Source organism: Streptomyces himalayensis subsp. himalayensis, assembly GCF_013778455.1.
GTDB lineage: Bacteria > Actinomycetota > Actinomycetes > Streptomycetales > Streptomycetaceae > Streptomyces > Streptomyces himalayensis.
The window spans coordinates 159,191-179,282 of record NZ_JACEHE010000013.1 but is presented as its reverse complement, the minus strand read 5'-3'; the positions used below and the strand labels follow the sequence as shown (position 1 = coordinate 179,282).

19 protein-coding genes and 1 pseudogene are annotated in these 20,092 nt (G+C 71.8%); 13 read left to right on the top strand and 7 right to left on the bottom strand.

Annotated features, from left to right (window positions below; all coding sequences use genetic code 11):
- Window positions 1–3: 3 nt before the first annotated feature.
- From H1D24_RS21965 to cobC, 8 genes are all read left to right on the top strand, one after another.
- A complete protein-coding gene (locus H1D24_RS21965; protein WP_181659420.1) occupies window positions 4–1,584 on the top strand; it encodes a cobyrinic acid a,c-diamide synthase CobB in 1,581 nt (526 codons plus the stop codon).
- Window positions 1,581–2,333, top strand: a complete 753-nt coding sequence (cobI, locus tag H1D24_RS21960; protein ID WP_181659340.1) for a precorrin-2 C(20)-methyltransferase — start codon at window positions 1,581–1,583, stop codon at window positions 2,331–2,333. The genes H1D24_RS21965 and cobI overlap by 4 nt, the downstream gene beginning before the upstream one ends.
- Before the next feature lie 68 nt (window positions 2,334–2,401).
- The gene (cobM, locus tag H1D24_RS21955; RefSeq protein ID WP_181659418.1) at window positions 2,402–3,235 is read left to right on the top strand and encodes a precorrin-4 C(11)-methyltransferase; all 834 of its coding nucleotides are present in this window, start codon (window positions 2,402–2,404) and stop codon (window positions 3,233–3,235) included.
- Between the two features lie 2 nt (window positions 3,236–3,237).
- Window positions 3,238–4,527, top strand: a complete 1,290-nt coding sequence (gene cbiE, locus H1D24_RS21950; RefSeq protein ID WP_181659419.1) for a precorrin-6y C5,15-methyltransferase (decarboxylating) subunit CbiE — start codon at window positions 3,238–3,240, stop codon at window positions 4,525–4,527.
- Window positions 4,524–6,245, top strand: a complete 1,722-nt coding sequence (gene cobJ, locus H1D24_RS21945; RefSeq protein WP_181659339.1) for a precorrin-3B C(17)-methyltransferase — start codon at window positions 4,524–4,526, stop codon at window positions 6,243–6,245. The genes cbiE and cobJ overlap by 4 nt, the downstream gene beginning before the upstream one ends.
- Complete coding sequence (locus H1D24_RS21940; protein WP_181659338.1) at window positions 6,242–6,856, top strand: precorrin-8X methylmutase; 615 nt, start codon at window positions 6,242–6,244, stop codon at window positions 6,854–6,856. The genes cobJ and H1D24_RS21940 overlap by 4 nt, the downstream gene beginning before the upstream one ends.
- Window positions 6,853–7,791, top strand: coding sequence for a sirohydrochlorin chelatase (locus H1D24_RS21935; RefSeq protein ID WP_181659337.1), 939 nt, complete (start codon window positions 6,853–6,855; stop codon window positions 7,789–7,791). The genes H1D24_RS21940 and H1D24_RS21935 overlap by 4 nt, the downstream gene beginning before the upstream one ends.
- Window positions 7,766–8,833, top strand: coding sequence for an Rv2231c family histidinol phosphate aminotransferase CobC (gene cobC / locus H1D24_RS21930; protein ID WP_181659336.1), 1,068 nt, complete (start codon window positions 7,766–7,768; stop codon window positions 8,831–8,833). Before H1D24_RS21935 ends, cobC begins: the two co-directional genes overlap by 26 nt.
- A 341-nt stretch (window positions 8,834–9,174) precedes the next feature.
- Here cobC and H1D24_RS21925 read toward each other — a convergent pair whose 3' ends face one another.
- The gene (locus H1D24_RS21925) at window positions 9,175–10,134 is read right to left on the bottom strand and encodes an SCO1860 family LAETG-anchored protein (RefSeq protein ID WP_181659335.1); all 960 of its coding nucleotides are present in this window, start codon (window positions 10,132–10,134) and stop codon (window positions 9,175–9,177) included.
- 308 nt (window positions 10,135–10,442) lie between these two features.
- A complete protein-coding gene (locus tag H1D24_RS21920; RefSeq protein ID WP_181659334.1) occupies window positions 10,443–11,534 on the bottom strand; it encodes an amidohydrolase family protein in 1,092 nt (363 codons plus the stop codon).
- A 243-nt stretch (window positions 11,535–11,777) separates the two neighbouring features.
- Between H1D24_RS21920 and H1D24_RS21915 the strand changes: the two genes are divergently transcribed.
- The 5 genes from H1D24_RS21915 (at window position 11,778) to thpD (ending at window position 16,576) form a co-directional block, all read left to right on the top strand.
- Complete coding sequence (locus H1D24_RS21915; RefSeq protein ID WP_181659333.1) at window positions 11,778–12,878, top strand: pyridoxal-phosphate-dependent aminotransferase family protein; 1,101 nt, start codon at window positions 11,778–11,780, stop codon at window positions 12,876–12,878.
- 449 nt (window positions 12,879–13,327) lie between these two features.
- A complete protein-coding gene (ectA, locus tag H1D24_RS21910; RefSeq protein ID WP_181659332.1) occupies window positions 13,328–13,876 on the top strand; it encodes a diaminobutyrate acetyltransferase in 549 nt (182 codons plus the stop codon).
- Between the two features lie 65 nt (window positions 13,877–13,941).
- Window positions 13,942–15,216, top strand: coding sequence for a diaminobutyrate--2-oxoglutarate transaminase (gene ectB, locus H1D24_RS21905; protein WP_181659331.1), 1,275 nt, complete (start codon window positions 13,942–13,944; stop codon window positions 15,214–15,216).
- Between the two features lie 67 nt (window positions 15,217–15,283).
- Window positions 15,284–15,682 (top strand): ectoine synthase, encoded by a 399-nt coding sequence (locus tag H1D24_RS21900; protein ID WP_181659330.1) that lies wholly within the window; start codon window positions 15,284–15,286, stop codon window positions 15,680–15,682.
- A gap of 6 nt (window positions 15,683–15,688) precedes the next feature.
- The gene (gene thpD / locus H1D24_RS21895; protein ID WP_181659329.1) at window positions 15,689–16,576 is read left to right on the top strand and encodes an ectoine hydroxylase; all 888 of its coding nucleotides are present in this window, start codon (window positions 15,689–15,691) and stop codon (window positions 16,574–16,576) included.
- A gap of 70 nt (window positions 16,577–16,646) precedes the next feature.
- On the opposite strand, the gene H1D24_RS21890 is transcribed toward thpD, so the two are convergent.
- The 5 genes and pseudogenes from H1D24_RS21890 to H1D24_RS21875 form a co-directional block, all read right to left on the bottom strand.
- The gene (locus H1D24_RS21890) at window positions 16,647–17,699 is read right to left on the bottom strand and encodes an aminotransferase class V-fold PLP-dependent enzyme (RefSeq protein ID WP_258564228.1); all 1,053 of its coding nucleotides are present in this window, start codon (window positions 17,697–17,699) and stop codon (window positions 16,647–16,649) included.
- 188 nt (window positions 17,700–17,887) lie between these two features.
- Window positions 17,888–18,034, bottom strand: a pseudogene (locus tag H1D24_RS42540) (glycosyltransferase family 2 protein); the annotation flags it as partial.
- 18 nt (window positions 18,035–18,052) lie between these two features.
- Window positions 18,053–18,775, bottom strand: coding sequence for a DsbA family oxidoreductase (locus tag H1D24_RS21885; RefSeq protein ID WP_181659327.1), 723 nt, complete (start codon window positions 18,773–18,775; stop codon window positions 18,053–18,055).
- A 75-nt stretch (window positions 18,776–18,850) separates the two neighbouring features.
- Window positions 18,851–19,357: a GNAT family N-acetyltransferase gene (locus H1D24_RS21880; RefSeq protein WP_181659326.1), complete on the bottom strand. Its 507-nt coding sequence runs from the start codon at window positions 19,355–19,357 to the stop codon at window positions 18,851–18,853.
- A gap of 110 nt (window positions 19,358–19,467) precedes the next feature.
- On the bottom strand, window positions 19,468–20,076 hold the full coding sequence (locus tag H1D24_RS21875) for a DUF1349 domain-containing protein (protein WP_181659325.1): 609 nt from the start codon (window positions 20,074–20,076) through the stop codon (window positions 19,468–19,470).
- Window positions 20,077–20,092 lie beyond the last annotated feature (16 nt).

The following is a 20,092-nucleotide window of genomic DNA, read 5'->3' as shown; positions in this document are numbered from 1 at the left end:
GGCGTGGGGAGCGGCTCGGGCTGCCGTGTGCCCCGGCTTGTCGTCGCCGCTCCCTCGTCCGGCAGCGGCAAGACCACCGTGGCCACGGGGCTGATGGCGGCGTTCGCGGAACGCGGTCTCGCCGTGTCGCCGCACAAGGTCGGGCCCGACTACATCGATCCCGGGTACCACGCGCTGGCGACGGGGCGGCCTGGGCGGAATCTTGATGCGTATCTGTGCGGGCCCGAGCTGATCGCGCCCCTGTTCGCGCATGGGGCGCGTGGGTGCGATCTCGCTGTTGTCGAGGGTGTGATGGGGCTGTACGACGGGGCGTCCGGGTGTGGTGAGCTTGCCTCGACCGCCCAGGTAGCCAAGTTGTTGCGGGCGCCTGTCGTGCTCGTCGTCGACGCGTCGTCTCAGTCGCGATCGGTTGCCGCGCTTGTGCACGGGTTCGCCTCGTGGGATCCGGAGGTGCGGATCGGGGGCGTGATCCTCAACAAGGTGGGGTCTGAGCGGCACGAGGAGCTTCTGCGGGAGGCGTTGGACGGGGCGGGGGTGCCGGTGCTGGGGGCGCTGCGGCGTGCCCGCCAGGTGCGGACGCCTTCTCGGCATCTGGGGCTCGTGCCGGTTGCCGAGCGGCACGGCGAAGCCGTGGACTCTGTGCGGGCCCTTGCCGAACAGGTTCGGCAAGGGTGTGATCTGGAGGGGTTGTTCGCGTTGGCGTGCAGTGCGCCGGCGTTGTCGGGTGCGGCTTGGGATCCGGCTGAGGTTGTGGCCTGCGGCGGCTCTCTCCCCGCTGTGCCCATTGAGCGCGCTCCGCGCGCGGGCGCCCCTTCCCGTAACCGGGACTCCGCCCCGGACCCCGTTTCGCGGGCCAAGGCCGGTCTGTCGGGTGCGGATCGTGGGCCGGTTGTGCCCACTCTCCCCCATTGCCTTAAGGGCATGGGAGGTACCCCCATCGCCCTGCGGAACGCCTGCCCACAACCGGTGCAACCGCCTCGTGTCGCCGTCGCCGCCGGGGCCGCCTTCACCTTCTCCTACGTCGAGCACTCCGAGTTGCTCGCCGCCGCCGGCGCCGAAGTCGTCACCTTCGACCCCCTTCGTGATGAGCAACTGCCCGAGGGCACCGACGGGCTTGTCATCGGGGGCGGCTTCCCCGAGGTGTACGCGCCCGAGCTGTCCGCCAACGAGGCGTTGCGGAAGGCCGTTGCCGAGTTGGCGCGGTCGGGGGCGCCCATCGCCGCCGAGTGTGCCGGGCTGCTGTATCTCGCCCGATCCCTGGACGGGAAGCCGATGTGCGGTGTCCTGGACGCCGATGCCCGGATGTCCGAGCGGCTGACGCTCGGCTACCGGGAGGCCGTGGCGGTGTCCGACAGTGTGCTCGCGGCCGCCGGTACGCGGATGCGCGGGCACGAGTTCCACCGCACGGTGCTGGAGCCGGGGGCCGGAGCGGCTCCCGCCTGGGGGTTCACCGCCCCCGCGGCGGCCGAACGCCGCGTCGAAGGCTTCGTCCAGCAGGGCGTCCACGCCAGTTATCTGCATACGCACTGGGCCGCCGAGCCCGGTGTCGCCCGTCGGTTCGTCGAGAGGTGCGTTGGCTCATGAGCAGCAGGCTGATCGGAGTGGGGGTCGGTCCCGGCGACCCCGAGCTGGTGACCGTCAAGGGGGTCAACGCCCTGCGCGCCGCCGACGCCGTCGTCGTACCCGTGATGGCCGCGCCCGACGGGCGGGACGGCGGCGAGCCGGGGCGCGCCGAGGCGACCGTGCTCCACTACGTCCCCGAGGAGAAGGTCGTACGCGTCGTCTTCGCCCTCAACGAGCGCACCGACCGGGCCCGCCGCGAGGCCGCCTGGGACGCGGCGGGCGAACAGGTGGCCGCGCTGCTGCGGCGGCACGGCACGGTCGCATTCGCCACGATCGGCGATCCGAACGTGTACTCCACCTTCACGTATCTCGCGCAGACCATCACCGAGTCGGTGCCGGGGACGGTGATCGAGACGGTGCCCGGGATCACCGCCATGCAGGACCTCGCGGCACGGTCGGGCGCGGTGCTCACGGAGGGCACGGAGCCGCTGACGCTCGTGCCCGTCACGGCCGGTTCGGCTGTTCTCAAGGACGCGTTGTCCGGGCCCGGCACCGTCGTGGCGTACAAGTTCGGGCGGCTCGCCGGCGAGGTGGCGGCCGCGCTGCGCGAGACCGGACGGATCGACGACGCGGTGTGGGGGTCCTCGCTGGGGCTGCCCGAGGAGTCCATCAGGAAGGCCTCCGAGCTGGACGCCGACGCGGTCCTGCCGTACCTCTCGACGCTCATCGCGCCCGCGCGGCGCGACGGCGGCCGCGGCGGAAAGCTGTGACCTCGCCACGCTCCCTGCTTCACCTGAACAACCCGAGAGGACGACATCCCATGGCCGATGTGGCCGATGTGGCCGATGCCAACGCCGGCAAGGTGACCTTCGTCGGTGCCGGACCCGGCGCCGCCGATCTGCTCACGATCCGTGCCGCGCGCGCCATCGCGGACGCCGATGTCGTCATCTGGGCGGCGAGCCTCGTACAGGCCGAGGTCCTCGAGCACGCGCGCGTGGACGCCGAGATCCTCGACTCGGCGACGATGTCCCTCGAAGACGTCGTCGCCGTCTACGAGCGGGCCGCCGCCGAGGGCCTGAAGGTGGCGCGGATCCACTCGGGCGACCCGGCACTGTGGGGCGGCACGCAGGAGCAGGTGGACCGGTGTGCGGAGATCGGCATCGACACGGAGATCGTGCCGGGTGTCTCGTCGTTCTCGGCGGTCGCCGCGATCGCGCAGCGCGAGCTGACGATCCCCGAGGTGGCCCAGTCCGTGATCCTCACGCGCCTCGGCGGAGGCAAGACGCCGATGCCCCCGGGCGAGGAGGTACGGGAGTTCGCGCGGCACGGCACGACCATGGCGCTGTTCCTGTCGGCCGCGCGCAGCGGCCAGCTGGTGCGGGAGCTGCTGGAGGGCGGCTATCCGACGACCACGCCGGTCGTCGTCGCGTACCAGGCGACCTGGCCGGAGGAGCTCGTCCTCACGTGCACCATCGGCACGCTGGAGGAGACGGTCAAGGAGCACAAGCTGTGGAAGCACACGCTGTTCCTGGTGGGCCCGGCACTGGACGCGCACGGCACCCGCTCGCACCTCTACCACCCCGGCCACTTCCACGGCTTCCGCAAGGCTGATCCGGAGGCCCGCAAGGCCCTTCGGGCACAGGACCGTCGTACGCAGGGTGCGACGCCATGAGTGTGATCACGGTCGTCGGTACGGGCACGGGGGCGCCGCTGCCGCCGGACGCCGAGGCGGCCCTGGCCGGCGCCGCTCTGGTGGTCGGCGCGCGCCGTCATCTCGACGCGGCCTCGGACTCGCTGCCGGACGGGGCGCAGCGCATCGTGCTGGGTCCGCTGGCGCCGGCCCTGGATACGGTCGAGCAGTGCCTGAAGGGGTACCGGGAGCGGCCCGGAGCCGCCGGCCGCGTCGTCGTGCTGGCCTCGGGCGATCCGGGGTTCTTCGGGATCGTACGGGCGCTGGCGGAGCGGTTCGGGTCCGCGGCGCTCGACGTACGGCCGGGGGTTTCGTCGGTGGCGGCCGCGTTCGCGCGGAACGGGCTGCCGTGGGACGACGCGGTGGTCGTGAGCGCGCACGGTCGCGATCTGCGGACGGCGGTGAACGTCTGCCGGGCGCATCCGAAGGTGGCGGTGCTGACCGGTCCGGGCGCGGGACCTGCCGAGCTGGGCGCCGCGCTCGCCCGCTCCTCGTCTCGCTCCTCGCGGGGGCGGACCCTCGTCGTCGCGACCGCGCTCGGTGACCCCGGGCACGAATGGATCGAGCGGGTCACGCCCGCCGAGGCCGCCGCGCGCGACTGGGGTCCGGCGGTGAACGTGGTCCTGTGCCTGGACCAGTCCCGCGCCCTCGCGCCCATGCGAAGTGTCGCGGGGCCTCGGCCCGGACCCGTGCGATGGGCGCTGGACGAGGACGAGTTCGAGCACCGCGACTCGATGATCAGCAAGTTCGAGGTACGGGCGCTGGCGCTGGCCAGGCTGGGGCCGCGCGTCGGCGACCTGGTCTGGGACGTGGGGGCCGGCTCGGGCTCGGTCGCCGTGGAGTGCGCGCGGTTCGGCGCGGCCGTCGTCGCCGTGGAGAAGACGGTCGACGGCATCGCGCGTATCGAGGCCAACGCCGCGGCGCACGGCGTCGATGTGCAGGCGGTGCACGGCGCGGCGCCCACCGTACTGTCCGATCTCCCGGATCCCGACGCCGTGTTCGTCGGCGGCGGGGGCCGGGAGCTGCCCGCGATCGTCACCGCGTGCGCGCGGCGGGCGCGGCGCGCGGTGGTCGTGGCGATGGCCGCGCTGGACCGGGTGCCGGCGGCGCGGGCCGCCCTGACCGGGGCCGGGTTCGTCTGCGACGGGGTGCTGCTGTCCTCGTCCCGGCTTGTGCCGCTGCCGGGTGATGTGACCCGGCTCGCGGCGACCAATCCAGTTTTTCTGCTGTGGGGCACGCATCCTGCAGCGCGTGCTGAAGGAGTGTCCCAGTGATCGGCCTGATCTCCGCGACGGCGGCTGGTGCCGTGGGCTGTGAGCGGCTGGCGGCCGCGTGGCCCGGACGGACCCGGGTGTACGAGGGGGCCGTTGGGGACGCCGTGCGGCGGGCCTTCGGTGAGTGTGAGCAGCTTGTGTGCTTCCTTGCCACGGGGGCCGTGGTTCGGCTTGTCGCCCCTTTGCTGGGCGACAAGGCGTCCGACCCCGGGGTCGTGTGTGTCGACGAGGCGGGGCGGTTTGCCGTGTCCCTCGTGGGGGGACACGGCGGTAGCGCCAACCGACTCGCCCAGGAAGTGGGCGAGGTTCTTGGTGCGCACCCCGTCGTGACCACCGCGACCGACTCCGTCGGGGTGCCTGGCCTCGACACCCTTGGGTGCCCCGTTGAGGGGGACGTTGCGGGCGTTTCTCGGGCCATGCTCGACGGGGAGCCCGTTGCCCTTCAGGCGGAGGTGACGTGGCCTCTGCCTGCCCTGCCGTCCAACGTGACACTGCCCACAGCGGTGGGGGACGAGCGCCCACCACGGTCAGCGATTCGCGTCACCGATCGGCTCCGCGATCCGGGCGACCGTGAAGTCGTCCTCCGGCCCCCCACCCTCGTCGTCGGAGTCGGCGCGTCCAAAGGCGCACCCGCCGACGAGATCCTCGACCTGATCCACACCGCCCTCCGTGACGCCGGACTCTCCCCCCTCTCCATCGCCGAGCTGGCCACCGTCGATGCCAAGGCCGGCGAGCCCGGGGTCGTCGAGGCGGCCCGGCGGCTCGGGGTGCCCGTCCTGACGTACGGCGCCGACGAGTTGGCGGCCGTCGACGTGCCGAATCCGTCGGGGGCGCCCCTCGCCGCCATCGGCACCCCGTCCGTGGCGGAGGCCGCAGCCCTCGTACGCGGGGGTGAACTCCTTGTGCCCAAGCGGAAGTCCACGCGATCCGACGGTCGGCCCGCCATGGCCACCTGTGCCGTCGTGCGCAGGCCGGCGCGCGGGCGGCTCGCGGTCGTCGGGCTGGGGCCCGGTGCGCGGGATCTGCTCACACCCCGCGCGAAGGACGAGCTGCGCAGGGCGTCCGTCCTCGTCGGACTCGACCAGTACGTGGACCAGATCCGCGATCTGCTGCGGCCCGGCACCCGGATCCTGGAATCGGGTCTCGGCGCGGAGGAGGAGCGGGCGCGTACCGCCGTGGCGGAGGCGCGGCGCGGGCAGGCCGTCGCGCTGATCGGCAGCGGTGACGCGGGCGTGTACGCGATGGCGTCGCCCGCACTCGCCGAGGCGTCCGACGACATCGACGTGGTGGGCGTACCGGGCGTGACAGCGGCGCTCGCTGCCGCGGCGATCCTTGGTGCCCCCCTCGGGCACGACCACGCCTCCATCAGCCTCTCCGACCTGCACACTCCCTGGGAGGTCATCGAGCGGCGGGTGCGGGCGGCGGCCGAGGCGGACATCGTCGTCACCTTCTACAACCCGCGCAGCCGCAGCCGCGACTGGCAACTGCCGAAGGCGCTCGCGATCCTCGCCGAGCACCGGGAGCCGACGACGCCCGTCGGTGTCGTACGCAACGCCTCGCGCACCGACGAGTCGAGCCGGCTGACCACCCTGGCCGAACTCGACCCGGCGACGGTCGACATGATGACCGTGGTGACCGTCGGCAACACGGCGACCCGTGAGATCGCGGGCCGCATGGTCACGCCGCGCGGATACCGCTGGCAGGAGGGGACCGAGTGAACCGCGTCGTCCATCCCATCGAGCAGGAGTCGTTCCGGCGGCTGCGCGCCCGGCTCGACACCTCGCACTTCCCGCCGTTGACGCGGGCGGTCGTGGAGCGGGTCATCCACTCCGCCGCCGACCTCGACTACGCGACCGACCTCGTCACCGACGAGAGCGCACTGGAGAAGGCGCACGCCGCGCTGCACGCCGGAGCGCCGGTCGTGGTCGACGTGGAGATGGTCGCGGCGGGCATCACGCGCCGCGAGACGGTGTGCCGGCTGAAGGACGCCAGGGCGACACCGTCGCTGACGCGTTCGGCGCACGCCGTCCGGCTCGCGTACGAGCAGGTCGGTCCGGGTGCGCTGTGGGTGATCGGCTGCGCGCCGACCGCCCTGGAGGAGCTGCTCACCCTCGATGCCGCGCCCGCGCTGGTCATCGGCCTGCCGGTCGGGTTCGTCGGCGCGGCGGAGTCCAAGGCGGCGCTGCGCGAGAGCGGTCTGCCCGCCGTCAGCAACATCTCCGAGAAGGGCGGATCGGCGGTCGCCGCTGCGGCGCTCAACGCCCTGCTGTACCACCCTGTTACACCAGTTTCACTCGCTTCACCCGAGGCTTCGAAGGAGAACTCGTGACCACCCCGCCCGCTCTGCTCATCGCCGGCCACGGCACCCGGGACGAGGCAGGCGCCGAAGCCTTCCGCGACTTCGTACGGGAACTGGGCCGCCGCCACCCCGAACTGCCCGTCGCGGGCGGATTCATCGAGCTGTCGCCGCCCCCGCTCACGGAGGCGGTGGGCGAGCTCGTGGAGCAGGGGGTACGCCGGTTCGCGGCCGTACCGCTGATGCTGGTGTCGGCCGGGCACGCCAAGGGCGACATCCCGGCGGCCCTGGCCCGCGAGAAGGAGCGGCACCCCGGCATCTCGTACACCTACGGGCGCCCGCTCGGCCCGCACCCCTCCCTGCTCGCCGTCCTCGAGCGGCGGCTCGACGAGGCTCTGGGCGGTACGGCCCGTACGCCCGCGGACCGCGCCGACGTGACCGTACTGCTGGTCGGCCGCGGTTCGACCGACCCGGACGCCAACGCCGAGGTGCACAAGGCGGCGCGGCTTCTGTGGGAGGGCCGCGGGTACGCGGGCGTGGAGACGGCGTTCGTGTCGCTGGCGGCGCCGGACGTGCCGTCGGGCCTGGACCGATGCACGAAGCTGGGCGCACGCCGCATCGTCGTACTTCCCTACTTCCTCTTCACCGGCATCCTGCCGGAGAGGGTGTGGCAGCAGACGGAGGGCTGGGCGGCGGCGCACCCGGAGATCGAGGTGCGCTCGGCCGACGTCATCGGCCCGGAGGAGGAGCTGCTCGACCTGGTGATGGAGCGTTACGAGGAGGCGGTCAAGGGCGATCTGCGGATGAACTGCGACTCGTGCGTGTACCGCATAGCGCTGCCCGGCTTCGAGGACAAGGTGGGCCTGCCCCAGCAGCCGCATTTCCACCCCGACGACGACGGCCACCACCATCACCACCACCAGGGACACGGACATCACCACCATGGCGGCCATGCACACGCCCACTGACGCCGACGGGCCGGATCTGCGGCATCACGGGGACGCGGAGGTACGCGGCGCCTCCGAGCTCACAGACCTCGCGGTGAACGTACGGGCGGGCACCCCGCCGGACTGGCTGAAGGCCCGCATCGCGGCATCCCTCGACTCGCTGGCCGCCTACCCGGACGGCCGGGCCGCGCGCGCCGCGGTGGCGGAGCGGCACGGGCTGCCGGTGGAGCGGGTACTGCTGACGGCGGGCGCCGCGGAGGCCTTCGTACTGCTCGCCCGGGCGCTGAAGCCCCGCCACCCCGTCGTGGTGCACCCGCAGTTCACCGAGCCGGAGGCGGCTCTGCGCGACGCCGGGCACAGCGTCGGCCGGGTACTGCTGCGCGAGGAGGACGGCTTCCGCCTGGACCCGGCGGCCGTCCCCGAGGCCGCCGACCTGGTCGTGATCGGCAACCCGACGAACCCGACATCCGTGCTGCACCCGGCCGCACTCATCGCTGAACTCGCTGGCCCAGGACGGACCTTGGTGGTCGACGAGGCGTTCATGGACGCGGTTCCGGGCGAGCGGGGGGCACTGGCGGGTCGCACGGACGTCCCCGGCCTGGTCGTGCTGCGCAGCCTCACGAAGACGTGGGGCCTCGCGGGCCTGCGCATCGGCTACGTCCTCGCGGACCCGGAGACGATCAGCACCCTGGAGCGCGCCCAGCCGCTGTGGCCCGTCTCGTCCCCCGCGCTCGCGGCCGCCGAGGCGTGCTGCGAGACGGCCGCACTGGCCGAGGCGGAGCGGGCCGCCCGCCGCATCGCCGCTGACCGCGCCCACCTTGTCGCGGGCCTGTGCGAGTTCGACGAGGTACGGCAGGTCGTGGGCCCCGCCGAAGGTCCCTTCGTACTCGTCCGTCTTCCCGGCGCAGACCGGATCAGGGACCGCCTGCGCGACCTCGGCTTCGCCGCCCGCCGGGGCGACACCTTCCCGGGCCTGGGCCCGGACTGGCTCCGCCTGGCGGTCCGGGACCGCGCGACGACGGACGCGTTCTTGCTTGCCTTGGGGAAGGCGCTTCAGGACTGAGCCGGGTGGGCCTATAGCCCCACCTGTCGGGGTGCGCGGGCCGCCGCTGCGGCCGTAGGCCGGCTGCGTGTAGGGAGTCCTTCCGGGCACCCCCAGCGGTAGCTTGGGGAGGAACGACTGCCCACAGAACCGGCGGCGGGCCCCCCTCCAGCCCGCCGCCCGCCTGATAACGGGCCCGACCATCGGACATCGGCCCGCTCCCGGCGATCCAGTTCTCCGGCCGCCGGACGTCAGCGCCGGCACGGCCTGGCACCCGCCGCCCCCGCGACGGGCCCTGGGTGCCGGCGCCGACTGTCCCGCCCGCTCCGCGGGCCGGCCAGGGCCGGCCCGCGGCCCGCGGTTCACCCCCGCCGACGCCGCCGCGTCAGCACGATCGCACCGCCGCCCGCAGCCACCAACAGGGCCGCGACCCCCGCGATGTACGGCGTCGCGGAGCTGCCTCCGGTCGCCGCGAGGTCCTGCTCCACGGGTTCGCCGGCAGCCCCCTGCGCCTGTACGTCCTGCTCGTCGCCCGATGTGCCGGATGCGTCCTCGCCCGCTCCGGACGACTGGTCGTCGGACCCCTGGGCCGCAGGCGCGGACGGCGCCTCGCACGTGGCGCCCGCCAGCGTCACGGTGCCCTCGACCTCGGCGACGTTGAGCTTCAACGGATTCACGGACACCTTGAGTTCGAGCGCGGTGGCAGCGGCCGTGTGCGTCGTCGTGTGCTTCTTCGAGAGGTCGAGCCGCACCTCGCCGACACCCGGCACCTTCACCTCCGTCGTGCCGCCCGCGGTCAGCGTCACCTTCTTGCCGAACACCGTGACCGCGCCCAGCACGTTGGACTCGGCGACTGGCTGCTTCCCGGCTTCGCACACCGCCTTCGAGGTCACCTTCTCGACCTCGATCAACGACAGCAGCGGCAGCCCCGGCACATGCACCTTGGCGTGTGCGAGGTTGGTGTACCCCTCGGCCTTGTGCTCGTCGACCGTCGCCTTGGCGGTGGCCACGTCCGCGCGCAGGACGCTGAACGGCTTGCCGCCGTCGACGCCGTCCAACTGGGCCGTGAGCGCGGTCTTCTCGGCGCTGTGCGGGGCGTGCACCTCGTTGAGCGAGACCGTGAGCGGGACGTTCACGGACTTGTTGAGCAGGGAGACGTCGAGGCCGGTGCGGAGCACGACGGCACTCGACTTGCCTCCGTGACCGCCGGTCGCATGGGCGGGGACCGCCGAGGCGAGGACGGCGGGGCCCGCGGCGAGTACGCCGACGGCGGTGGCGGCGGTGAGACGGCGCGCGGGCATGCGGAACGAGTAGCTGTTCAAGGTGGTGGGACCCCTACAAGAGACAGGAAGACATGAAGAGTTGACGCACATGCCGGAGACGGCATGGGGTTGTACGGCGCCGTCGGGCGACCCGCCATGGGGACTTCGGCAAGCGCACCGACGACGCCGATGCGGGAATCTTCACCCCCACAGCACGTGAACGGTCAGCTACCTTGAGCCAGTTCACTCCAAAGTGGGTTTTCCGCGCATCTCTTCGATTCCTGCGGCACGTACGTGCCCTTGCGCCACCTGGACCACGTAACGGACAGCCCGCCCGGAAACCCCCGAAAGTCCCCGAAGGGCGTGGGCTAGCCCACCACCTGCCCGTTCAGCACCACCCGACGCGGCGCGGCCAGCACCCGTACGTCGGCCCGCGGATCGCCGTCGTACACCACGAGGTCCGCCGGGGCGCCCTCCGTGAGGCCCGGGCGGCCCAGCCACTTCCGGGCGCCCCACGCCGTGGCCGAGAGGGCCTCGACGGGCGGAATGCCCGCGGTGACGAGCTCGGCGACCTCGGCGGCGACCAGGCCATGGGCCAGCGAGCCGCCCGCGTCGGTGCCGACGTAGACGGGCACCCCGGCGTCGTAGGCCGCGCGCACGGTGTCGTAGCGACGCTCGTGCAGCCGGCGCATATGGGCCGACCAGCGCGGGAACTTCGACTCGCCGCCGTCCGCGAGGCGCGGGAACGTGGCGATGTTGACCAGGGTCGGCACGATGGCGACGCCCCGCTCCACGAACAGCGGGATGAGGTCCTCCGTCAGGCCCGTCGCGTGCTCGATGCAGTCGATGCCCGACTCGACGAGATCGCGGAGCGAGGCGGCGGCGAAGCAGTGCGCGGTCACGCGGGCGCCGAGCCGGTGGGCCTCGGCGATGGCCGGTTCGACGGCCTCGCGCGGCCAGCAGGCGGTGAGGTCGCCGGCGTCGCGGTCGATCCAGTCGCCGACGAGCTTGACCCAGCCGTCACCGCGGCGGGCCTCCTGGGCGACGTAGGCGACGAGCTCGTCGGGTTCGATCTCGTGCGCGAAGTTGCGGATGTAGCGGCGGGTGCGGGCGATGTGCCGGCCGGCGCGGATGATCTTCGGGAGGTCGTCGCGGTCGTCGATCCAGCGGGTGTCGGAGGGCGAGCCGGCGTCGCGGATCAGGAGCGTGCCCGCGTCACGGTCGGTGAGCGCCTGCTTCTCCGAGACGTCCTCGGGTACGGGGCCGTGGGTGTCGAGGCCGACGTGGCAGTGGGCGTCCACGAGGCCGGGGAGGGCCCAGCCCTCCACCGTCCGGACGTCGCGGGCGCCGTCGGGGCGCTCGTACGCGATGCGGCCGCCGATGACCCAGAGTTCGTCGCGGACGTCCTCTGGGCCGACGAGTACGCGGCCCTTGACGTGGAGCACGGCGTGATCGCTCATGTCTGGCACCCTAGCGCTGCGCTGTGCGCCGGCCGTAGGCGTGGTTGCCCTCATGCTTTGCGGTACCCGCCGTCGTGGGCTGTGCCCACCCCTGTGATCCACCGGTCGACGGGGCCGTGGAGGTGGCCGGTTACGCTCGGACAGCCCCGCACGATCGCCCGGAGACAACCCCGTACGAACCCGTACGAACGTCGCCGGGCGCCCCGTTCACCCCACCCCGGAAGACCGGAAGAGAGCACCGCCGTGACCCACCCCCTCCTCGACCTGGCCCCGCTGAGCGCCGCGCACTTCGCCGCGATCGAGCAGCGCGTGGCACGGCTGCTGTCCACCGAGCAGGATGTGGTGATCACGCAGGGCGAGGCCCTGCTTCCGCTGGAGGGCTGCATCCGTGGCGCCGCCCGGCCCGGGACCACGGCGCTCAATGTGATCACCGGCCCGTACGGGCAGACCTTCGGGAACTGGCTGCGGGACTGCGGTGCCACCGTGATCGATCTCGCCGTGCCCTTCCACACGGCCGTGACGGCAGCGCAGATCGAGCAGGCGCTGACGGAGCACCCCGAGATCGACTTCGTGTCGCTGGTGCACGCGGAGGCGGCCACCGGCAACACCAATCCGGTCGCGGAGATCGGCGAGGTCGTACGGGCGCACGGCGCGCTGTTCATGCTGGACGCGGTCGCGTCGGTGGGCGCCGAGCCGCTGCTGCCGGACGCGTGGGGCGTGGATCTGTGCGTGATCGGCGCGCAGAAGGCGATGGGCGGCCCCGCGGGCGTGTCGGCGGTGTCGGTGAGCGAGCGGGCCTGGCAGCGCATGGCCGCCAACGCTCAGGCGCCCCGCCGCTCGTACCTCTCGCTCCTCGACTGGAAGGAGCGCTGGATCGACGCCGGCCGCAAGGTGCTGCTGCATGCCCCGGCGCAGCTGGAGATGCTGGCGCTGGAGGCGTGCCTGGAGCGCATCGAGGCGGAGGGTCTGGACGCACTCATGACGCGCCATGCGACGGCCGCGGTGGCCACGCGCGCGGGTGCGCTGGCGCTGGGCGGCGGGCTTGAGCCGTATGTGTACGAGGCCCGGGACGCGGCTCCGGTGGCGACGACGCTGCGTACGCCTGCGGGCGTGGACGCCTCGGAGGTGGTGGCGCGCGCCCTGGCCGCGGACCCGGTGCTGCCGCTGGTCGCGGGCGGCGGGGCGCTGTCCAAGGAGATGATCCGCGTCAACCACTACGGCCCGGACGCGACGCGCGGCGTGGTCCACTCCGCGCTGGCCGCCCTGGGTGGCGCACTGGCCGATTCCGGCCTGACGGTGAACCTGGAGGCGGCGCGGCGGGCGGTCACGGAGACCTGGGGCTAGACGGCGTTCCGACGCGGTGGTGGCGCCGCACCACCGCGCTCGGCTGCCAACCGACAGCGCCCCGGCGGCGGGTTCGCCCCGATATCTCCGGACCGATTTCGCGGGCCGTTTTCGAGAATTACGACCGGCGAAGCCCGCATGAATCCACCGCACATAATTACCCGATTAATCTGCGCAGCTTCCCGTATTCTTCTTCCCGCTTCTTTCGATCTTAAACGCAAAGATTTCGCGAACACCAACCGGCGTAATTCGGTCACATCTCGCCAGAGTTACACCCGTGTGACGCACTCCACATCACGTCCGCTTCCTCCCCTATTTCCCGGGCAAACCAGGACTTCTCGCAGCGGTCTCGCGCGATCACCCGCGCCCGCGCGATAACACAGAAGCGCTTCTGACGTAACCCCGTCCGGCGATGCAATTTACAGAATTGCTCGGTAAATTCACTCCGCATGACCGCTGCACAAGCAGACCTTGCACGTGCCCGACAGGACTTTGCGGAATTGCCACCGGTACCCCGCCTCGAGTGTCCGGAGGTGGCGGACGGCGCCGCGATCTGGCGTATCGCCAGAGACTCGAAGACCCTCGATCTCAACTCCTCGTACAGCTATCTGCTGTGGTGCCGTGACTTCGCCGGCACCTCACTCGTGGCGCGCGGGGCCGACGGCGAGCCGGTCGGCTTCATCACCGGCTACGTCCGGCCCGAGCGCCCGGGGACCCTTGTGGTCTGGCAGGTGGCGGTGGACGAGACGCACCGCGGCCGGGGCCTCGCAGCCGCGCTTCTGGAGGGGCTCACCTCCCGAGTGGCCGCCGAGCGCGGGGTCACCGCCCTCGAGACCACCATCACGCCCGGCAACACGGCCTCCGAGCGGCTGTTCACCTCGTACGCCGAGCGGCACGGGGCCGGCGTGACGCGGGAGGTGCTGTTCGATGCGGCCCTCTTCCCCGACGGCGGGCACGACCCGGAGGTGCTCTACCGGATCGGCCCACTCGGCGACTGAACGCACGCAACTCCCCCGCACACACCGATCACACTCCCCCCACCCCATCTCCCAGGAGATTCGCTGTGACCATCACCCAGCCTGACCTGAGCGTCTTCGAGACCCTGGAGTCGGAGGTGCGCAGCTACTGCCGCGGCTGGCCCACCGTCTTCGACCGTGCGCAGGGCAGCCGTATGTACGACGAGGACGGCCACGAGTACCTCGACTTCTTCGCCGGCGCCGGCTCGCTCAACTACGGCCACAACAACCCCGTACTGAAACGCGCCTTGATCGACTACCTGGAGCGGGACGGCGTCACGCACGGGCTCGACATGTCGACGACGGCGAAACGCGCCTTCCTCGAGTCGTTCCAGAACCTGGTGCTGCGCCCGCGCGACCTGCCGTACAAGGTCATGTTCCCGGGACCGACGGGCACCAACGCCGTCGAGTCCGCGCTGAAGCTGGCCCGGAAGGTGAAGGGCCGGGAGGCGATCGTGTCGTTCACGAACGCCTTCCACGGCATGTCGCTCGGCTCGCTCGCCGTCACCGGCAACGCCTTCAAGCGGGCCGGCGCCGGAATCCCGCTCGTGCACGGCACGCCGATGCCGTTCGACAACTACTTCGACGGCACGGTCCCGGACTTCCTGTGGTTCGAGCGGCTGCTCGAAGACCAGGGCTCGGGCCTCAACCAGCCCGCCGCCGTGATCGTCGAGACGGTGCAGGGCGAGGGCGGCATCAACGTCGCGCGCCCCGAGTGGCTGCGCGCCCTCGCCGACCTGTGCGAGCGCCAGGACATGCTGCTGATCGTCGACGACATCCAGATGGGCTGCGGCCGCACCGGCGCGTTCTTCTCCTTCGAGGAGGCGGGCATCACGCCCGACATCGTGACCGTGTCCAAGTCCATCAGCGGCTACGGACTGCCCATGTCGCTCTGCCTGTTCAGGCCCGAGCTGGACGTCTGGGAGCCCGGCGAGCACAACGGCACCTTCCGCGGCAACAACCCGGCGTTCGTCACGGCGGCAGCGGCCCTGGAGACGTACTGGTCCGACGGGCCCGCCATGGAGAAGCAGACCCTCGCCCGCGGCCAGCAGATCGAGCAGGCCCTGGTCGCGCTCACCGACGAGCACCGCGACGAGGTCAAGGAGTACCGGGGCCGCGGTCTGGTGTGGGGCGTCGAGTTCCACGACAAGGCGCGAGCCGGCGCCGTGGCGAAGCGGGCCTTCGAACTCGGCCTGCTCATCGAGACGTCGGGCCCGGAGAGCGAGGTCGTCAAGCTCCTTCCGGCGCTCACCATCACGCCCGACGAGCTGGAGGAGGGCCTGCGGACCCTCACCCGAGCAGTACGGGAAACCGCGGCCTGACCGGGGGTATCCCCACGCCCTCACAGCAGTGGGGAAGCAGGAACAACAAGAAAGGCACCAACTCACCGTGATCGTCCGTTCGTTCAAGGACATCGAAGGCACAGACCGCCATGTGAAGGCCAAGTCCGGCACATGGGAGAGCAAGCGCATCGTGCTCGCCAAGGAGAAGGTGGGCTTCTCCCTCCACGAGACGATCCTGTACGCGGGTACGGAGACGTCCATGTGGTATGCGAACCACATCGAGGCGGTCCTCTGCGTGGAGGGCGAGGCCGAGCTGACCAATGACGAGACCGGCGAGAAGCACTGGATCACGCCCGGGACGATGTACCTGCTGGACGGCCACGAGCGGCACACCATGCGCCCGAAGACAGACTTCCGATGCGTCTGCGTCTTCAACCCGCCCGTGACCGGACAGGAGGACCACGACGAGAACGGCGTCTACCCGCTGCTGACAGAGGAGGTCTGACAACCCATGACCACCATCACCGACCTGTACCCGACCCGTGGCGCCTCGGAGGTGGCGGTCCCCCGGCAGGACCCGGTCGTCTGGTCGGCGCCGGGCGATCCGGGACCGATCGCCCCGGCCGGCCTCGAGTCGTACGAGCGCGACGGATTCCTGGCCGTCGAGCAGCTGATCGGGCCCGACGAGGTCGCGATCTACCGCGCCGAGTTGGAGCGGCTGATCACCGACCCGGCGATCCGTGCCGACGACCGGTCGATCGTGGAGCCGACGTCGCAGGAGATCCGTTCGGTCTTCGAGGTACACCGGATCAGCGAGATCTTCGCCGGCCTGGTGCGCGACGAGCGGGTGGTGGGCCGCGCCCGGCAGATCCTGGGCTCGGACGTGTACGTCCACCAGTCGCGGATCAACGTCAAGCCGGGCTTCGGCGCGTCCGGGTTCTACTGGCACTCGGACTTCGAGACCTGGCACGCCGAGGACGGGCTGCCGAACATGCGGACCGTGTCGGTCTCGATCGCCCTGACCGAGAACTTCGACACCAACGGCGGTCTGATGATCATGCCCGGCTCGCACCGGACGTTCCTGGGCTGCGCGGGCGCCACGCCGAAGGACAACTACAAGAAGTCGCTGCAGATGCAGGACGCGGGCACCCCGTCGGACGAGGCGCTGACGAAGTTCGCGGACCGGCACGGCATCCGGCTGTTCACCGGCCCGGCGGGCTCGGCGACCTGGTTCGACTGCAACTGCATGCACGGCTCGGGCGACAACATCACCCCGTATCCGCGCAGCAACGTCTTCATCGTCTTCAACAGCGTGGAGAACGCGGCGGTGGAGCCGTTCGCGGCGCCCGTGCGGCGACCGGAGTTCATCGGCGCGAGGGATTTCACACCAGTGAAGTGACAGCGCAGGACTGACGGGCTCGGCACCCCTTCGGGTGCCGAGCCCGTCGTGCTGTACACCTCCGAGCGGGTCAGCCGGACAGGGCGTCCAGCAACCGGTCGACGTCCGCGGCCGAGTTGTAGAGGTGGAAGGCCGCCCGCAGATTTCCGGCCCGGTCGGAGACCTCGATGCCCGCGCGGCTCAGCTCGGGCTGCAGCCGGCCGAGTCCGGGGACGGAGACGATGGGCGACCCGGGCGCGGGCACCGGCTCGTGGCCCAGCGAGGCGAGACCGGCGCGGAATCGGTCGGCGAGCGCGAGATCGTGGGCCCGCACCGCCTCCACCCCGATCTCCTCGACCAGAGCGAGCGAGTGCCGTGCACCGGCGTACGAGAAGAGGCTCGGGCTCTCGTCGAACCGGCGCCCGGAGTGGGCGAGTTCCTCGACGGGCCCGTAGCAGCTGTCCCAGGGGTGCTCGCCCGCGACCCAGGACGCGAAGACCGGGGTCAGGCCGCCGAAGTCCTCCGGAACGACGAGGAAGGCGACGCCGCGCGGGCAGACGAGCCACTTGTAGGTGACGGCGGAGGTGAAGTCGTCGGCGTCCGCGTCGAGGGGCAGCCAGCCGGCGGCCTGGGACACGTCTACGTACGTGCGCGCACCGTGCGCTCGCGCGGCCGCCCGGATAGCGGGCAGGTCGGCGATCCGGCCGTCGGCCGACTGTGCGGCGCTGACGGCGACAAGCGCCGTGCCGGGCCGTACCGCATCGGCGAGACCTTCAAGAGGGGCCGTGCGCACCTTCAGGTCCCGTCGTACGTGGAACGGGTTGACGACGGAGCTGAAGTCGGCCTCGGCGGTGAGGACTTCGGCGCCCTCGGGCAGCGAGGCGGCGATGAGCCCGCTGTAAACGGCGACGGACGCCCCGGCCGCTACCCGGCCCACCGGGACTCCGGCGAGCCGGGCGAAGGAGGCGCGCGCGGCCTCCACGTCCGCGAACATGTCGGCCGGCCGTCCCTCCGCGACGGACTCCACGGCCTGCCGCATGGCGGCGACGGTGCGAGCCGGGAGGAGCCCGGTGCTCGCGGTGTTCAAATATGTCGTACGGGGCGCGAACTCGGTGGCGGCAAGGCTGCCTGCGAGAGTCTCCATGGGGCCACTGTGCCGCCCCTCCAGCCCGTGGTCCATCGGGTTTCTCTTAGGGGAACCACTAAGGATTCCTTATGTTTGCCCGCTGATCTGCGCTGGACCGGCATGGCTGAACGGCTCGCATGACCGACCCGGATGACCCGGATGACCGACCGGATGGCCGACCCGGATGACCGGCCCCGATCACCGGCCTAGATCACCGGTGGGCGACCCAGGCGGGTCATCCGCCACACGGTGGTCCACCGCATCGGCCGCCGCCCGCCGCACGGAGTACGCACACCCTCGATGAAGCCGCCCGCCCAGGCCCGCAGACCGCCCAGCGACCGGGTGCGGGCCAGCCGGCCCGCTGCGGCGCGTTATCGCTGCGGCACGGCGCACCCGTCGGGCCCGCACGCCTCGCCGTCCCCGTCCGTGGCGGCGGCGATCGTGGTCAGCGGCGCGCGGCTGCTCCAGGCCTGCTCGAGCGCCTGGGCGAAGACCTCGGCGGGCTGGGCGCCGGAGACGCCGTACTTGCGGTCGAGGACGAAGAAGGGGACGCCGCCCGCGCCCAGTTCGGCTGCCTCGCGCTCGTCCGCACGCACCTCGTCGGCGTACCGGGCCGGGTCGGCGAGCACGGTGCGCGCCTCGTCCGCGTCCAGGCCGGCGGCGGCCGCGAGCTCCACGAGGCGCTCGTCGTCGTCGAAGACGGACCGCTCCTCGGCGAAGTTCGCCCGGTACAGCAGGTCGACCAGCTGGTCCTGCCTGCCCTGCTCCTTGGCGAGGTGCAGCAGCCGGTGCATGTCGAAGGTGCTGCCGTGGTCGCGGCCCTCGGTGCGGTACTCGAGGCCCTCGGCCGCGGCCTGCGCGCCGAGGTTCTTCTCACCGGCCTGCGCCTGCGCCTCGCTCATCCCGTACTTCTTGGTCAGCATCCCGAGGACGGGCTCGGTGTCGCCCTTGGCGCGGTGCGGGTCGAGCTCGAAGGAGCGGTGCACCACCTCGACCTCGTCGCGGTGTTCGAAGGCCCCGAGCGCCTTCTCGAAGCGGGCCTTTCCGACATAGCACCAGGGACAGGCGATATCGCTCCAGATTTCGACGCGCATGCTCTCGGCTCTCTCCAGGTCGTACGGGTACGGAGACTCCCTCCGGCAGATGGGTGAACGTTCAAGCGGTCGGCGTCATTCCCCGGCGACACTGTAGCGCAGATCCAGGTGGTGGTCCCCGTCGGCAGGCGGGTTCTCCGGGTCCGGGAACCAGCCCTGGCGGGCGTAGAAGGCCTGGGCCCGGTGGTTGTCGACGTGCACATCGAGCACGGCCGTCCGCCGTCCGTCGGCCTGCCACTGCTCGACGCACGCTGCGTGCAAGGCCGTACCGACGCGGCAGCGCCATTGGCCTGGGTCGACGTGGAACTGGAAGAGCTTGACCGTGTCGGCTGGGGCGCCCTCGGGACTGCGGAAAGAGGCGATGGCCGCCAGACGGGCGTCGCGCACCGCGCACAGCACATGACCGTCGGGGCGGTCGATGGCCCCGCGCCAGACGGCGTGCCAGTCGACGCCGTCGTCCGGGAGGCCGTTCGGGTAGTACGTGGAACGGGCGCGTCGGTGCAGCTCGGCGACGGCCGCCGCTTCGGCGGGCAGGGCCGCCCTGATCGTCAGGGGTCCGGTGGTCCCGTGCGCATTGATCATGCAGCGCAGGACGTGCCCGTAGCCGCGGCGGTTCCGATGCGGCTGAACTGGGGCCGGTACGCGCTCGGCGTGAGCTGAGCCGCAGGTGATCGCGGTGTGCCCCGCACGGTTCAGGTGCCGTCCCGCAGCCCCTGCGGCCAGTTGGGCCGGAACTCGATGTTGTCGAAGACCACCACGCACCCCTCCCCCACCGGCGACTGCGCCATGAAGCCGACGAGGGCCGCGGCCGATGCGTCGGTGTCGCCGAGTGTGAAGAGGCGGATGAAGGTCCACTCCTTGCCGTCTCTCGACGCGTGGAAGGCGAACGCTCTGCCCGTGCGGCTGACCCGCAGCCAGACGCTGCTGCCGTCCACCACGAAGGAGTTGGCGTCGTCGGAATGGCCCCGGGTCACCACGGTGCACACGGTGGGCAGATCGGGCGAACGCTCCAGACAGAGCTTCGCCCACTCCCGCTCGCCGACGTGCACGTACAGCACGCCCGCGTCGAAAGCCGCCGCGAAGCCGACCGTGACATGGGCGATCAGCTGGAAGTCCCCCTCCGGCGCGCCCAGCAACCGGGGCGCGTCGGATGCGGGGTCCAAAGACTCGCCTGTGGGAGGCACGAAGCGGTCCTGGCGGGCGCCCGCCCAGCCGGTGAGCGCGCCGTCCTCGTACGACCAGTGGCCGTCGGGGCCATAAGTGCGCAGCGGGAACGGGAGTTCGGGAAGTTCGAAATCCATCGCCACAGTCTTCCAG

Excerpts from the sequence above, each read along its gene's own strand:
- H1D24_RS21885 (WP_181659327.1), bottom strand. The coding sequence starts at position 18,775 with ATGCGCGTCGAAATCTGGAGCGATATCGCCTGTCCCTGGTGCTATGTC.
- thpD (WP_181659329.1), top strand. The coding sequence starts at position 15,689 with ATGACCACCATCACCGACCTGTACCCGACCCGTGGCGCCTCGGAGGTG.
- cobI (WP_181659340.1), top strand. The coding sequence starts at position 1,581 with ATGAGCAGCAGGCTGATCGGAGTGGGGGTCGGTCCCGGCGACCCCGAG.
- cobC (WP_181659336.1), top strand. The coding sequence starts at position 7,766 with ATGGCGGCCATGCACACGCCCACTGACGCCGACGGGCCGGATCTGCGG.
- H1D24_RS21880 (WP_181659326.1), bottom strand. The coding sequence starts at position 19,357 with ATGATCAATGCGCACGGGACCACCGGACCCCTGACGATCAGGGCGGCC.
- H1D24_RS21875 (WP_181659325.1), bottom strand. The coding sequence starts at position 20,076 with ATGGATTTCGAACTTCCCGAACTCCCGTTCCCGCTGCGCACTTATGGC.
- ectA (WP_181659332.1), top strand. The coding sequence starts at position 13,328 with ATGACCGCTGCACAAGCAGACCTTGCACGTGCCCGACAGGACTTTGCG.
- H1D24_RS21890 (WP_258564228.1), bottom strand. The coding sequence starts at position 17,699 with ATGGAGACTCTCGCAGGCAGCCTTGCCGCCACCGAGTTCGCGCCCCGT.
- H1D24_RS21920 (WP_181659334.1), bottom strand. The coding sequence starts at position 11,534 with ATGAGCGATCACGCCGTGCTCCACGTCAAGGGCCGCGTACTCGTCGGC.